The 12,951-nt window shown below is 70.5% G+C and carries 15 protein-coding genes; 6 read left to right on the forward strand and 9 right to left on the reverse strand.

Going from position 1 to position 12,951, the window contains the following annotated elements:
* Nucleotides 1-81: 81 nt before the first annotated feature.
* From AB0H81_RS02370 to AB0H81_RS02380, 3 genes are all read right to left on the reverse strand, one after another.
* Nucleotides 82-1,509 (reverse strand): MFS transporter, encoded by a 1,428-nt coding sequence (locus tag AB0H81_RS02370; RefSeq protein ID WP_358368055.1) that lies wholly within the window; start codon nt 1,507-1,509, stop codon nt 82-84.
* Between the two features lie 25 nt (nt 1,510-1,534).
* Complete coding sequence (gene wrbA, locus AB0H81_RS02375; RefSeq protein WP_358368057.1) at nt 1,535-2,218, reverse strand: NAD(P)H:quinone oxidoreductase; 684 nt, start codon at nt 2,216-2,218, stop codon at nt 1,535-1,537.
* A 363-nt stretch (nt 2,219-2,581) separates the two neighbouring features.
* Nucleotides 2,582-3,412 carry a sigma-70 family RNA polymerase sigma factor gene (locus tag AB0H81_RS02380; protein WP_358368060.1) on the reverse strand — a complete coding sequence of 277 codons (831 nt, stop codon included), beginning with the start codon at nt 3,410-3,412 and terminating at the stop codon, nt 2,582-2,584.
* A 653-nt stretch (nt 3,413-4,065) separates the two neighbouring features.
* Between AB0H81_RS02380 and AB0H81_RS02385 the strand changes: the two genes are divergently transcribed.
* Nucleotides 4,066-5,022 (forward strand): LysR family transcriptional regulator, encoded by a 957-nt coding sequence (locus AB0H81_RS02385; protein ID WP_358368063.1) that lies wholly within the window; start codon nt 4,066-4,068, stop codon nt 5,020-5,022.
* Between the two features lie 85 nt (nt 5,023-5,107).
* On the opposite strand, the gene AB0H81_RS02390 is transcribed toward AB0H81_RS02385, so the two are convergent.
* The 4 genes from AB0H81_RS02390 to AB0H81_RS02405 form a co-directional block, all read right to left on the reverse strand.
* Complete coding sequence (locus AB0H81_RS02390; protein WP_358368065.1) at nt 5,108-5,380, reverse strand: hypothetical protein; 273 nt, start codon at nt 5,378-5,380, stop codon at nt 5,108-5,110.
* A gap of 32 nt (nt 5,381-5,412) precedes the next feature.
* The gene (locus AB0H81_RS02395; protein WP_358368068.1) at nt 5,413-5,592 is read right to left on the reverse strand and encodes an isochorismatase family protein; all 180 of its coding nucleotides are present in this window, start codon (nt 5,590-5,592) and stop codon (nt 5,413-5,415) included.
* Between the two features lie 107 nt (nt 5,593-5,699).
* On the reverse strand, nt 5,700-6,458 hold the full coding sequence (locus tag AB0H81_RS02400) for an NAD(P)H-binding protein (protein ID WP_358368070.1): 759 nt from the start codon (nt 6,456-6,458) through the stop codon (nt 5,700-5,702).
* Nucleotides 6,455-6,970: a carboxymuconolactone decarboxylase family protein gene (locus tag AB0H81_RS02405; protein WP_358368073.1), complete on the reverse strand. Its 516-nt coding sequence runs from the start codon at nt 6,968-6,970 to the stop codon at nt 6,455-6,457. Before AB0H81_RS02405 ends, AB0H81_RS02400 begins: the two co-directional genes overlap by 4 nt.
* Nucleotides 6,971-7,111: 141 nt before the next feature.
* Between AB0H81_RS02405 and AB0H81_RS02410 the strand changes: the two genes are divergently transcribed.
* Nucleotides 7,112-8,035 carry an RNA polymerase sigma-70 factor gene (locus AB0H81_RS02410; RefSeq protein ID WP_358368076.1) on the forward strand — a complete coding sequence of 308 codons (924 nt, stop codon included), beginning with the start codon at nt 7,112-7,114 and terminating at the stop codon, nt 8,033-8,035.
* 431 nt (nt 8,036-8,466) lie between these two features.
* Here AB0H81_RS02410 and AB0H81_RS02415 read toward each other — a convergent pair whose 3' ends face one another.
* Both AB0H81_RS02415 and AB0H81_RS02420 read right to left on the reverse strand, forming a co-directional pair.
* Complete coding sequence (locus AB0H81_RS02415) at nt 8,467-8,973, reverse strand: hypothetical protein (RefSeq protein ID WP_358368079.1); 507 nt, start codon at nt 8,971-8,973, stop codon at nt 8,467-8,469.
* A gap of 496 nt (nt 8,974-9,469) precedes the next feature.
* Complete coding sequence (locus AB0H81_RS02420; protein WP_358368082.1) at nt 9,470-9,997, reverse strand: TetR/AcrR family transcriptional regulator C-terminal domain-containing protein; 528 nt, start codon at nt 9,995-9,997, stop codon at nt 9,470-9,472.
* Nucleotides 9,998-10,086: 89 nt separating this feature from the next.
* Here AB0H81_RS02420 and AB0H81_RS02425 point away from each other — a divergent pair, with 89 nt between their 5' ends.
* The 4 genes from AB0H81_RS02425 to AB0H81_RS02440 all read left to right on the forward strand — a co-directional run bounded on the left by AB0H81_RS02425 (nt 10,087) and on the right by AB0H81_RS02440 (nt 12,918).
* Nucleotides 10,087-10,272, forward strand: coding sequence for a hypothetical protein (locus AB0H81_RS02425; protein WP_358368085.1), 186 nt, complete (start codon nt 10,087-10,089; stop codon nt 10,270-10,272).
* 17 nt (nt 10,273-10,289) lie between these two features.
* Nucleotides 10,290-10,676 (forward strand): hypothetical protein, encoded by a 387-nt coding sequence (locus tag AB0H81_RS02430; protein ID WP_358368088.1) that lies wholly within the window; start codon nt 10,290-10,292, stop codon nt 10,674-10,676.
* A gap of 10 nt (nt 10,677-10,686) precedes the next feature.
* Nucleotides 10,687-11,085, forward strand: a complete 399-nt coding sequence (locus AB0H81_RS02435; protein WP_358368091.1) for a hypothetical protein — start codon at nt 10,687-10,689, stop codon at nt 11,083-11,085.
* A 72-nt stretch (nt 11,086-11,157) separates the two neighbouring features.
* Entirely contained in the window at nt 11,158-12,918 is a 1,761-nt protein-coding gene (locus AB0H81_RS02440; protein ID WP_358368094.1) for a hypothetical protein, read from the forward strand.
* The last annotated feature ends 33 nt before the right edge of the window (nt 12,919-12,951 follow it).

Raw genomic sequence — 12,951 nt, forward strand, 5'->3', positions numbered from 1 at the left:
CCCGAGGGATCGCAGTGTCCCGATGCCTTGTTCACAGGTGCTTCCTGAGGTCGTCCACGTCGAGCATGGCGGCGTCGGCGCTCAGCCGCGCCGGTGCCGCGGCAGCAGCAGGCTGACCGCCGCGACGGCCAAGGCCAGCCCGGCAGCCACGAGGAAGACCAGGTCATAACCGGCGGCGAGCGCGGCGGCCGGGGAACTCCCGCCGGCCTCCGCCGCGGCTCTCGCGCCGGCGGCCGTCGCGAGCACCGCCAGGCCGATCGACCCGCCGACCTGACTGGTGGTGTTGGCCAGGCCGCCGATGATGCCCGCGTCGCCCTCGGGAGCGCCGGCGGTCGCCACGGCCATGAGGGTGGGGAAGGTCAGCCCGATGCCGGCCGCGACGAGCAGCGTGGGCCCGAGCACGCCGGCGACGTACCCGCTGCCGGCGTGGGCCTGGGCGAGCCACCCGAAACCGGCCAGCAGAGCGCCGCACCCGGCCAGCACCAGGGCGCGCACACCGGTGCGCGGCAGCAGGGCGGCGGCCAGTCGCGCGATCACCACGAACGCCACCGCCGCGGGCGTCTGCCCGAGCCCCGCTCGAAGCGCGCTGTAGCCGAGGACGTTCTGCAGGAACAGCGACGTGAAATACCACATCGCGATGGCGATCCCCCCGAACAGCAGCAGCATGACGTTGCCGACGGCCACCCGCCGGATCCCGAACAGCCGCAGGGGCATCATCGGCTGGGCGGCGAGACGCGCCTGCACCACCGCGAAGACGACGAGCAGCAGCAGGCCCGCCCCGGCCGGCCCGACGACCGGCGCGGACGTCCAGCCGTGATCGGCGCTCTGCATGACCCCGTAGATCAGCGCGGCCAGCCCCGCCGTCCCCGTGACCGCGCCGGCGAGGTCGAGCGGTTCCCGGCGGCCGTCTCGCGTGCCGGCCAGCGCCATCATGGCCACGGCGATCAGCGCCGCGCCGATCGGCACGTTGATCAGGAAGACCCACCGCCACGACAGGCCCGTCGTGATGGCGCCGCCCGCGAGCGCGCCGGCCATCCCGCCCACGCCGCCCGAGGCGGACCACGCGCCGAACGCCCGGGCACGCGCGCGTTGATCGGTGAAGCCGGTGTTGATCACGGCCAGTGTCGCCGGGGCCAGCATGGCGGCTCCCATGCCCTGCGCGACCCGGGCCGCCACCAGGACCTCCGGAGCGGTCGCCAGGCCGCCGGCCAGGCTCGAAACGGAGAACAGGAGCAGCCCGGCGACCAACATCCGGCGACGGCCGAACAGGTCAGCGGCGCGGCCACCCAGCAGCATGAAACCGGCGAAGGTGAGCAGGTAGCCGTTCACCACCCAGGCCAGACCGGTGGGGGTGAAGCCGAGGTCCCGCTGGATCGAGGGCAGGGCGACGTTGACGATGGACGCGTCCAGAATCACCATGAACTGGCCGGCACACGCCAGCGCGAGAACCATCCAGGCCGGGCCGGCGTGCGGCCTGGCCTGCTGAGTCGCGGTGCTGATGCTTGTCATGACGTGCTCCTTGTCGGCCCGCTGCTCACGCGGTCGCGGAGGTTGTTCCGGCCGGGGTCTCGCGGGTGTCCCGGTCGCCCGCGGCGGCATCGGTGTCGTGGCCGGCCCCCAGCAGCCGGATCGTGATCCGGGCCAGCCGCCGTCCCTGGTACCTGGCCGCCTCCAGCGCCGCGGCGGCAGGGTCGTCTCCGGCGGACGGGCCGGTCACCAGCGAGGTGCCGTAGGGGTTGCCGCCTGCGGCGTACACGACCGGATCGGTGAATCCGGGCGGCACGATCAGCGCCCCCCAGTGGTAGAAGACGTTGCCCAGCGACAAGATCGTGGCCTCGCTGCCGCCGTGCCGGTTGAACGCCGAGGTGAAGGCCGTCACCGGCTTGTCGGCCAGTCCCCCGTCCTGCCACAGCCCGCCGGCCTGGTCGATGAACTGCTTGAGCTGCGCGGCCGGCGTGCCGAACCGCGTCGGCGTCCCGAACGCGAACGCGTCCGCCCACGCCAGGTCCTCGACCGAGGCCTCGGCGATCGACGTGGCGGCGTCGGCGTGGCGCCGCCACAGCGGGTTCTGGTCGATCGCGCTGTCGGCGGCCAGCTCGGCGACGCGCCGCAGCCGCACTTCGGCCCCGGCCGAGGCTGCGCCCTCGGCGACGGCCTGCGCCAGTGCGTGCACAGAGCCTGTCGCGCTGTAGTAGATGACGGCGACCTTCACGGTCATGCCCGGCTCCCTCGATGCTCGAAGACAGATTAGTTATGCGCATAAATATTATGCGCATAACTATCATGTCAAGGAGCGCTCATGGACTTCGAGCACGCTGACGCCGCCCACGACCAGGCTGTCCGCCTTCTGGGTCTGCTCCGCCAGGGGCAAGCTCTTGGCTGACAACGAGCCGGGCGCGTCAGGATGGGGCCGGGGGCACGTCGAGCCGAGGTTGCTCGCCGACCAACCCTCAGGAGTGCGCCAGGTCCTCGCCCCATCCCCCGGGATGGCCAAGCACTCCTTACTGCGCGGCTCTCACTTCGCGGTCGATCGCCCAGGCGTCCGCCACTGGCCCCAGGTGCCCGAGCTTGTCGGGATTGATCACCGCGCGGATCGCCTGGATCTGCCCGTCGAGGATGTCGAGCGCCAGGGTGTGGAGCACCTTGCCGTCCCGGTCGCGGAAAATGGCGCCCGGCTGGCCGTTGACCTCGTGCGGCTCGAACGCGATGTCGATCCTGGCCATCCGGGGAAAGACGGAGGCGAGCAGCCGGGCCACGTTCTCGGCGCCGATGACGGCCCTGGCCAGCTGCGGAGCCTTGCCGCCGCCGTCGCCGGCCATCGACACGTCGGCGGCGAGCAGTTCCTGCAGGCGGGGACGTCACCTTCGCGGAGGGCGTCGAAGAACCGGGACGCCAGTTCCTCCCGCTCTTTGCGGTCCGCCTCGAAGCGGGGCCGGCCTGCGGCCATGTGACGTCGCGCCCGCACCGCGAGCTGGCGGCACGCCGCCTCCGAGCGCCCCACCGCCGACGCGACCTCGGGAAAGCCGAAGTCGAACACCTCCCGCAGCACGAAGACCGCCCGCTCGAGCGAGCTGAGCCGCTCCAGCAGCAACAGCGCCGCCATCGACACCGAGTCGGCCAGCTCCGCCGCCCGCTCCGGATCCTCGTACGGGTCGGCCAGCAGCGGCTCGGGGAACCACGGCCCGACGTACTGCTCCCGCCGGACGCGGGCCGAACGCAGTACGTCGATCGAGATCCGGGTCACCGTGGCGGAGAGGAAGGCCTTGGCCGACCTGGGTGGTGCCGCGAACGCCTCGAAGCGCAGCCAGGTCTCCTGGACCGCGTCCTCGGCCTCGCTCACGCTGCCCAGGATCCGGTACGCGATCGAGAACAGCAGCGGACGCAGCTCCTGGAACTCCTCGGTCCTGGTCATGCCGGCTCCCCCTCGAAGCCCCGACGCCACGCGGGGATGTGCGCCGGACGCTTCGCCCCCGCGCACGCAGCTGGATACGGCAGCCACTCGCTGACCGGGGCGGCCCCGTTGCCGAGGCTGGTCGACACGCCCGTCGCCTTCCGCTTCACGGCCAGGACGGTAGCAGTCGCCGCGTCGTCGAGACACACCGCGTCTCGCTGATGCGGCCCGCCACAGCTACCGCGGCCAGCAGTACGGCAGCGACCCACAACGCGAGATTCATCGTCCACTCTCTGATCGAGGATTGCCCGAACCTCGGAGACGAGACAGCAACCCCCGCCTGTGACATCGACGGCTTGCCCGCACAGCCGTTCTCCCGGCGTTCGGGGCTGATCGGCAACCTCGCGACCCCAACGGAGAGGCTCCCAAGGAGGGAGGCGACGGGCGACACCTCGGTCATGAGCGCCTGGGCAGCTCGGCGGAGACGTCGATGCAGACCTCGTTCATCGCCTCGACCCCGGCCGCTACGAGGACGACACCGCGATCGTCCGGATCGACTTCGCACCTCGACGCCGACATCGGCGCGACCGACTACCGCACCGCGTGGAACCGCGGCCCGGCCGGCAACCCTCCACGCGCCCGACAACGCTCAGTTGTCGCATATGGTCGGCGGCATGGATCTCGACCTCGGCCTGGTCCGCGCGTTCGCGGAGACCGCGGAGACGCTGCATTTCGGGCGCGCCGCCGAACAGCTCGGTACCAGCCAGCAGGCGCTGTCCAAGCGCATCGCGCGCTTGGAGATGCTGCTGGCGGCTCGTCTGTTCGAACGTGCCGGCGGTACACGGCTGACTGAGGCGGGGAGGCGGTTCCTGCCCGCCGCGCGGGAGGCGCTGGTGGCGGGCGAGCGTGCGGTCGCGGCGGTGACGGGTGCCGGGCTCGTCATACGCGTCGACACCTGGGGGCACCTGTACGCGCCGATGCGCACCGTCGCCCAGGCGGTGGACGGGCTCGGCGAGGTGCGACTGGAACCCGGTCCAGGACGGGACTGGCCCTCGGTGGCGCGATCGTTGCTGAACGGCGACGCCGACCTGGGGTTCGGCCGGGTGCATCCGCTGCCCGGCGGTGGCGACGCCGGGCTCACTCAGCGTCTGGTGCGGCTGGAGCCCGTCGACGCGGTGGTCAGCGCGTCGCATCCGCTGGCCGGCGCCGCCGAGCTGCGCCCGCTCGACCTGCGCGACAGTGTCCTGTGGTGCCCGGCGGAACTGAGCCGTCTGGACTTCCTGCGCCGCTTCGCCGACGAGTTCGGGATCGCCCGGCGCCAGGATGGCCCGAACCTGGGCCTGGACCACCTCGTCCAGCACATCCGCGGCGACGCCTCGTGTTTCACTCTGTTCCCGGCGGACGCGCCACTGCCCGACCACGCGGGACTGCGTTCGATTCCGCTCACCGCGCCGACTCCGCTGTACGCGTGGTCGCTGGCCTGGCGCGAGTCCCATGCCCACCCGCTGCTCGACACCCTGCTGCGCGGCTTCACCGAGGTGGGGCGCAGCAGGCGTTGGCTGGACTACACGCCCGACCGTGACTGGCTCCCCGACACAGATCACGCTGATTCCGCGGCCGCCGAACGCTGACGCCTCAGGCGTCCATTCAGGTCCGGCTCGGCGGCGGGGGCTGCGGCACTCCAGCGGTTCATGACCTCCTGGGTGCGGGGCGGTGTCAGTGCTCGACCTGGACGCGGCCACCAGGCCGGCCATGTAGGCGCGGTCGGCGTACGGCACGCCGGAAAGGCGTCAGGGCGCTGCTGAACCGGACCGGATCCGACAGGACCCGGCGGACGTCCTCGAAGCGGCAGACCAGGTACGCGGGCAGACTGAACGGCGTCTCCACCCGCACCACACCCTCGCCGTCGCGAGCCCGGGCCAGTTCCTCGACCGGGTCGAACCCGTTCCACGGCATGTGCGGCGGCAATTCCAGCGCTCTCGTCATCATCTGTCCTCTCGTCCGGCAACCGTGTGAGACCGTCAGGCGCAAGGCTTGGCCAGCAGGTCGATGATCTCGGCGGTGGAACAGGTCTCGCCGAGGAGCGGGAAGATCCGTTCAATGCTGTTGCGATGCGCCTCCAGGTCCCGATCGGCCATGGCGTCGGTCACCAGCGTGACGTTGTAGCCGTGCTCGTTGGCGGCGCGGGCGGCGGACTCCACGCCGATGCTGGTCCCCGAACGCCGCCGGCCAGCGAGGTTCGGAGGAAGCCTTGTCCTCGGAGCTCCCAGAACGCCGTGGAGCTCCGAGAACAAGGTCAAAGCCCGGCTCAGGGCTGGGTGCCGAGCCACTCCTGGAAGGTGGGTCCTGCGAGCTTGGCGTGCGGGCCGGGCAGGAACCCGCCCCTTGCGGCGATCTCGGCATCGGGCATGCCCGAGCCGTCGACGCCGACGACCTTGATGCCTCGGCGGGCGCCGAGAAGCCGGGCCGCCTCCGCCATGGTCTCCTCGCGAGGTCCGGCGATCTCGGGGATCGGCGTTCGCGGTGCGGGCGCGCCGGGGGCGAGGGCCAGGTCGACCAGTTCCTCGGCCACGGTGCGGCAGGCCACGAGCTGGGTGGGCAGGACCGGGATGTAGGCGACGTCGCCCTGCTGCCAGTCCAGAAGCTGACCGACGAACTCGTGGAACTGTGCGGCCCGCAGGATGCGGACGGCGAGCGGGCCGGACAGGAGGACCTCCTCGTGCACCTTCTTGGCGGCGAGGAAACCGGCGGTGGCCTTGTCGACGCCGATGATGGACGCCATGGCGATCTGGGCGACCCCCGCCTGAAGGCCGAACTCATGCAGATTGCGGGCCGACGTACGGAAGAACTCCGTCGCCGCCTCCTGCTCTGAGGAGTGCCACGAGGCGACGTCGACGATGACATCCACCCCGGCCAGCGCCTCGGCCAGGCCCTCACCGGTGATGATGTCCACGCCGGTGGCCCGGGACATCGGCACGACCTGGTGCCCCCGTTCGGTGAGGACGTCGACGACGTGGCGTCCCAGCCGCCCGGTCGCCCCTGCCACCGCGAACGTGATGGTGCTCATGCTGTGTGCCCTTCTCCCTCGCTGTAGTTCTGGCCGGGGGGCATGCCGGGGATCGGCTTGGCGATCAGAGCGGCGGGGGTGAAGAAGCCGATGTGGGCGATCGCCATGACGAGCGACCACATCGCCCGGTCGTCGTAGTGCGCGGACGCCTTGGCGTACAACTCATCGGGGACTCGCTCCCCCGACGGGTTCGGGGTCAGGACGGCCTCCATCAGCTCCAGCGCGACCCGTTCGGCGTCGGTGAAGTACGTGGCGTCCCGCCAGGTGGCCACGGCGGTGATGCGCTCCTCTGACTCCCCGAGCCGGCGGAGGTTGCCGGTCTCCCGGATGGTGAAGTACGTGCTGCCGAGGATCTGCCCGGCGCGCAGCTGCAGCAGGCTGACGGTGGCCGGGGGAATCGGACCGTTCTTGAGAGCCTTGTGCAGGCCTGCGCCGACTTCCGCCATCTCCGGGAGGAACGGGAGGGGGTTGGGCATGCGCGACCGGAGGTCGGTCGACGTGGGTATGGACATGCTGGGACTTCCTTACTCGTCGTGGTGCGTCGTGACGAGCAAGAGATCCCGGTGACCCGCTCCTTGTGACAGCGGGACCTGTGTGACATAGGCCACCGATCGTGGCTGTCACAAGGCGGCGGGGGCCGGGATCGTATGCGTATGGCACGAACGGAACAACCGACGGCTACAGCTCATGGCAGTCGCGTGGACGCGGCCACCGAGGCGTTCGTCACCCACCGCAACCTGCTGTTCACCCTCGCCTACGAGATCCTCGGCTCCGCCACCGACGCCGAGGACGTCCTGCAGGAGACCTGGCTGCTGTGGGCGGGCGTCGACCTCGGCACGGTGCTGGACCAGCGCGCGTACCTGATCCGGATCGCCACCAGGCAGGCGCTCAAACGGCTGCGCACTCTGGACCGGCGCAAGGAGACCTACGTCGGCCCGTGGTTGCCCGAGCCGTTGCTGACCGCGCCCGATGTGGCCGAGGACGTCGAGCTGGCCGACAGCGTCTCGATGGCGATGCTGCTGGTGCTGGAGACGCTGCAGCCGACCGAGCGGGCGGTGTTCGTGCTGCGTGAGGTGTTCGAGCTGGGCTACGACGAGATCGCCGAAGCCGTCGGCAAGAGCCCGGCCGCGGTGCGCCAGATCGCCCGTCGGGCGCGCTCGCACGTCGCCGCGCGCCGCCCCCGCGGCACCGCCTCCCCGGCCGAGACCCGAGCCGCACTGCAGGCTTTCCAGCGAGCGGTCGAGACCGGCGAGTTGCAGAGCCTGCTCGACATCCTCGCGCCGGACGTCGTCGCCCTGAGCGACGGCGGCGGAGTCAAGCACGCCCTGCCGCGGCCCGTCGTGGGGGTCGACAACGTGGCTCGCCTGCTGGCGGTCGGCTGGTGGAAGCGCGACGCCGAGAGGTCGGTCGAGCTGGTGCAGATCAATGGTGGCCCGGGGCTGCTCGTCCGAGTCGGCGGGGAGATCGACGGCGTGGTGGCCGTACGGGTCGAGAACGGGTACGTCACCGGGGCCTACCACGTGCGCAATCCCGAGAAGCTGTCGCGTGTGGAGCGGGAGAACGTTGTGAGCCGCTGAGGCCGGAGTGCCTTCACCCGGCACGGTCATCGCCGGCAGCGGGCCGAGCTCTTCCCGGAGCGCAGCGCGGAGGTGGCGACACCGGTGCGGTCGGCGAGCCGCGCCCGGGGTACATACGCGCGCCGCGAATGTGGAGCCGGTGCGTCAGACACCGATCCCGAGGAGTTGCCCAGCAGCGTGCACAACGCATCCCGCGTGAGGAGGTCCTGCACTGGGACCGGTGGTGAACTCGCCCGCCGGGACACTCGGCGTGGGGTGTCCCGGCCGCCGCGGCCGCTACCGGCCGGGACACCCCTGCGAGGGGGATTCCCCCTCCGAAAACGCTGCCCCTCCCCCACCTGGATACCAGTGGCCATCATGCAGCGCGAATCGGCCTCCGGCAGATCGCGATCGCAGATCATCGGCTTCGGAGCAGACGCCGAGGGCTTGGATCAGGCGTACTTCTGCACCCACACGTTCATCGTGTGAGTCTTGCTGAGTGAGACGACGGCACGGAACTGACCTGGCTTTCCGTCCTTGATCCTGATTCGGTGGTACATCGTTCCACCGAGGCAGGGGCCGCTGGTGCTCCCACCCGCGGTCAGCCAGATGCCGACGCGCTTGAACTGGAAGTACGCCTTCGCCCGCGTGCCGTCGCCGCCGCTCCAGCATCGGACCACGATCTGCAGGATCTTGGTCTTGTCCCGCCGGGTGGGGCTGACCAGCTTCTTGGTCTTCCCCTGGCCGTACCAGAGGTTGGACCAGCGGGCCTGGGCCGACACCTCATCCGAGTCGGTCTCCAGGGGGCCTTCCACCTCGGGCAGGGAAGGATCCTGGGCGTCGGAGATCGTCTCGGTCGGCGTGGGCGCGGGCTCGGGCTCGGCCGCGAAGGCGGCCGTCGGGGCGAGAAGGCCCGTGGCGAGCACGCCGGCAACCATGGTGGCGCGAAGATTCCTCATCGTGCTTCCTTTCGGTTTGTCCTGCGGGGAATGAGATGACTTTCATCACCGGCTCTCAGCGATCGCCGTGGCGGCGCGATTGTTCGGCAGCCCTTGATCAGGCAGGTGAACAATGCGCTTTCGGGTGCCGCGGCCGGACCTTGCCGGCTGCACAAAAGTAAGAGAGGTGAGGTGATTGCAGCATCAAACCGGGAGTTGATTTCAGCCTCTATCACGCGGTGTACGACTCCACTCGCCTCAACCCTGCGGGGTAGGCGAATCACCCCCGCAGGAGGCCGAAGGGGGTCGTGCTTACCGCGGTCGAGGGGGCGGCTGGCCGGGCAGCACGGAGCCCCGTTTCGTCGGTCGGAAAATACTGTCGTCGATCAGCGCTTGATATCGGGGCGTGAGCCCTTTCTGGCGTATTTCGGCCGCCCAAAAAGAGGTGACGGCGCAAGCCCGTACGGCCTGTGGACACCGCCCCCGCCCTCGCTCGCATCCGGCAAGAGCTGGAGCGTCACGCCTGCGGCTGGGCGAGTTTGGCGGCCACGGCGTCGAGGACCCAGTCCAGGCCGGTCGCGAAGGTCGCCTCGGCGTCGACCTCCGTACCGTCGTACACGGCCTTGGACAGTGCCGGGAAGCGGCCCGTGGCCAGCATCCTCCTCAGATGCGGGCCGGAGGCGCGCTGCCAGTCGCGCTTGGACAGCCCCGTGGCGCGCTCGGCCCGCAGGTTCGCGATCTCGCGCCTGATCGCGCCAGTGAAGTAGGCGCTGACAGTCTCCACGGCGCGCATGACGGTGTCGAGGGCGGCCAGCGTGGCCTCCATCACGGCGAGGGCGTTCGGGCCCAGAGTCGGACGGCCGCCGAGCAGGTCGGCCAGCCATTCGTGACGGAGGGTGGCCTGCCTAGATTTGCTCGGTGCCTGGCGCGGTGGAGCCTCTGAGGAGGCTGAGCGCAGAAGCTTGGCGACCCGGCGCAGCGCCGCAGCCGCTCGGGCCGGCTCACGCCGAACCTGGCAGGCGCCTTCATCCTCGGCCGGACGCAACGCCTCGGGCAGAGGAACTGACCACCACGGCGGCCTGTCGGCGGGGCCGCTCCTGGCGGGCCTGCCCGTACCGCGGCTACCCTGAGACCATGAACGCCGCCCCCATGACAGCCGACCCCCACGGCGACGAGGAGCCGCAGGAACTCAGCGGCGAGCAGCGGGCCAGCGTGAAGGCACGCCTGCGCGAGCTGTTCGGCGAACCGCCCGCCGAGATGCTCGACCTCGCTGCCCAGCGCGAGCGGCAGTTCGAGGAAGCCCGAGCCGCCGCCCAGTGATCGCCACCGTAGGCCGCGTGCTCGATACGTCGGCCCTGACCGACTTCGCGACGCAGCGGACCCGGTACATGGAAGCGGTCGTGTGGATGCACGACGCCTACATCGGCTCGCTCATCATCCCCGCGCCCGCGCTGACCGCCGCCTACGCCGCCATCCCCGACCGCGCCCGCCCCGTCCTGGACGTCCTCGTCGGCCTGGAGACAACCGTCGTCGTCCCCGTCGACCACGGCAACGCCGCCGCCATCGCCGACACGCTGCGCGCCGCCGGCATCTCGGCACCCGAAGCGGTCACCGCGGCGAGCGTCGTGGACGCCGCACTCCGCCGCCGCGTCCCCATCGTCACCGGCCAGCCCTTCCCGCTCCGCTCGATCAGCGGCGACGTGGAGCTCGACCTCATCCCTTGAAGGTCGTCGTGTGGCCCTGACCCAGCAGCCCGCGACGCAGACTCAGCAGGAGCGGCTGCAGCGGCTGACCGATCCGCTCATCGCGGCCGGTCTGACCGACGAGCAGGCCAAGGCCACGGTGAAGACGACGCCCAGCTACACAGAGATCGGGCGCAGCGCGAGCGAGCTGACCACGCTGGGCGCCGACCTGGCACAGCTGGTGTGGAGCGACTGCAGCGCGCTGGCCCACGGCGACGCCTACGGCACGCTGGCGATGTTGGACAGACAGATCGTGGCCCGGAACGATGACGTGGCGCTGGTGCACGTCACCGGTCCGATCAGCGGCCTGCACTGGTGCACCATCGCAGCCGTGCTGATGGTGCGGCAAGGGTTCGAGCTACTGCAGGCACGCAGCACCTCCTATCGCTGACCCCCGCTCCGGGTCGGCCGGGCCAGTCGCGGCGCCGGAGAAGTGTCGGCGATGGGTGGTTAGCTGGGGTGTATGACGCTGGTGAACTGGGAGCTCTTACCGGGCGAGACCGTGGAGGAGTTCGTCGCGGAGATGCTGCTGCTCAAGCACCCGCACGGCAACCGGATCACGCCCGCACGCGGAGATCGCGGCGTCGACATCCGGGTCGCCAACCCCGACGGCTACGACATCTACCAGGTCAAACGCTTCTGCCGGCCGCTGACCTCCCGGCAAGTGGCCCAGGTGGAGGAATCGTGGCAACGGTTCGTTGATGAGACGCTGCCAGTACTGCCCGTCCGGTCATGGACACTGGTCATGCCGTGGGATCCGACCAACACGCGGCTGGAGTGGCTGGAACGACTGACCGCCGGCAGCGGGCTGCGTATCGGCTGGATGGGCCGCGCCCAGCTCAACGGCATGGCCGCGCACTTCCCGGCGCTGGTCTCGGCCCGCTTCGGGGATGGCGGCCAAGAGCTCAAGCGGCTGCTGACGCAGGCGTTCCAGATCGGGCGGGATATGCCCAACCTCGCAGGTACCCCCGCAGAGGATCTGCTGGCGGCCGCGGTCGAACGATATGAGGGTCTCGCCTCGGCGTTGACCAACGTCGATCCGTTCTACCGCTACGAGTTCGAGGTGCGGGAAGGGCAGGTGAACGAGCAACTCTGGGACGCGGACGTGCACCGCGACGAGCTGACCGCCTTTGTCCGCTATCCGCAGCTCAACGACCGGCACTACCTCGTGATGCGCCTGGTGGCCCGGGCGGTGGAGTCCTTCAACCTGCGCCCGATCACGGGCACCTTGGAACTGCAGTTCCCCAACGACTCAGTTGAGCAACAGGCCGTGCAGGAGTTCCTGCGCTACGGCGCCCCCTTCGCCGACATCGACGGGATCATCACCCACACCTCGGGCCCGCCTGGCCTGCCCGGCCAGCCAGGCCCCGGCAGATTGAGCTTCATGGTCACCGCCGGCACGCCCACGGATCGGCCCGACCTGGAGATCCGCCTGATCGGCCCCGACGACACCGTGCTGCACACGCTGGACCTGGTGCACGTGCGCGCCTCGCGCGGCGTGGACGGCCCCGGCTTCTGGCTGGAAGGTCAGGACCCGAGCGGCCTGCTGCGTCTACGGTTCTTCCTCAACGCGGCAGACCGCGACACTCTGCGGCCAGAGGTGGACCTGGGCCGACTGCCCGGCAAGACGCCCGCCGAGGCGCTGCCGGCGATGCGCCTGCTCGCCGACTTCGTGCCGGGCACCACGCTGGTGCTGGCGGTGCGCCAAGGCCGGGCCTATACGCCGCGCTGGCCGGCGCAGGACGCCTCCTTGGCTGCGCACGCCCGCCGGGAGCTGAAGATCCTGGAGGCCATGCAGGTGATCCAGGCTCATAGCTACCAGCGCATCGTGATCCCGAAGCCCAGCAGGACCTCCGGACAGGAGCTCGCGCAGATCGTGCTGGTGGCCCGGCTCCTGCAGGGGCAGGTGGAAGCCACCTGGAGGTTCGCGGATTGCCCGGTCTCGGCGGGAATCGGTCCGCCGTCCGCTGAGGAGTTCCCGGTCGCCATGTTCGAAGAGTTGCACGCCTACCTGGGAGGTCGCCAGATTCCCTTGGGCATGTACCGGTGCGTCACCTATCTCGCCGCACGCATCGCAGACTCCGCCGATGCGGCTGCGGCCCAGGAGAACGGCAGCATCCGCCTGCTGCCGGGCTCCACCGACCGGGCGGTCATCACTGCGGTGGCGGCTGAGGAGGCCATCGCCGCCCTCGCCGCGCAGACCGAGACACCACCAGACTCGTAACGGCTGACGCGTCGCCTGATATGGGATGCCGTT

The sequence above is a fragment of the Nonomuraea sp. NPDC050691 genome (assembly GCF_040654455.1).
Lineage (GTDB): Bacteria > Actinomycetota > Actinomycetes > Streptosporangiales > Streptosporangiaceae > Nonomuraea.

What these genes read in the sequence shown, in the direction of transcription:
- AB0H81_RS02370 (WP_358368055.1), bottom strand. Translation starts at nt 1,509, where the DNA reads ATGACAAGCATCAGCACCGCGACTCAGCAGGCCAGGCCGCACGCCGGC.
- wrbA (WP_358368057.1), bottom strand. Translation starts at nt 2,218, where the DNA reads ATGACCGTGAAGGTCGCCGTCATCTACTACAGCGCGACAGGCTCTGTG.
- AB0H81_RS02380 (WP_358368060.1), bottom strand. Translation starts at nt 3,412, where the DNA reads ATGACCAGGACCGAGGAGTTCCAGGAGCTGCGTCCGCTGCTGTTCTCG.
- AB0H81_RS02385 (WP_358368063.1), top strand. Translation starts at nt 4,066, where the DNA reads ATGGATCTCGACCTCGGCCTGGTCCGCGCGTTCGCGGAGACCGCGGAG.
- AB0H81_RS02390 (WP_358368065.1), bottom strand. Translation starts at nt 5,380, where the DNA reads ATGATGACGAGAGCGCTGGAATTGCCGCCGCACATGCCGTGGAACGGG.
- AB0H81_RS02400 (WP_358368070.1), bottom strand. Translation starts at nt 6,458, where the DNA reads ATGAGCACCATCACGTTCGCGGTGGCAGGGGCGACCGGGCGGCTGGGA.
- AB0H81_RS02405 (WP_358368073.1), bottom strand. Translation starts at nt 6,970, where the DNA reads ATGTCCATACCCACGTCGACCGACCTCCGGTCGCGCATGCCCAACCCC.
- AB0H81_RS02410 (WP_358368076.1), top strand. Translation starts at nt 7,112, where the DNA reads ATGGCACGAACGGAACAACCGACGGCTACAGCTCATGGCAGTCGCGTG.
- AB0H81_RS02415 (WP_358368079.1), bottom strand. Translation starts at nt 8,973, where the DNA reads ATGAGGAATCTTCGCGCCACCATGGTTGCCGGCGTGCTCGCCACGGGC.
- AB0H81_RS02425 (WP_358368085.1), top strand. Translation starts at nt 10,087, where the DNA reads ATGAACGCCGCCCCCATGACAGCCGACCCCCACGGCGACGAGGAGCCG.
- AB0H81_RS02440 (WP_358368094.1), top strand. Translation starts at nt 11,158, where the DNA reads ATGACGCTGGTGAACTGGGAGCTCTTACCGGGCGAGACCGTGGAGGAG.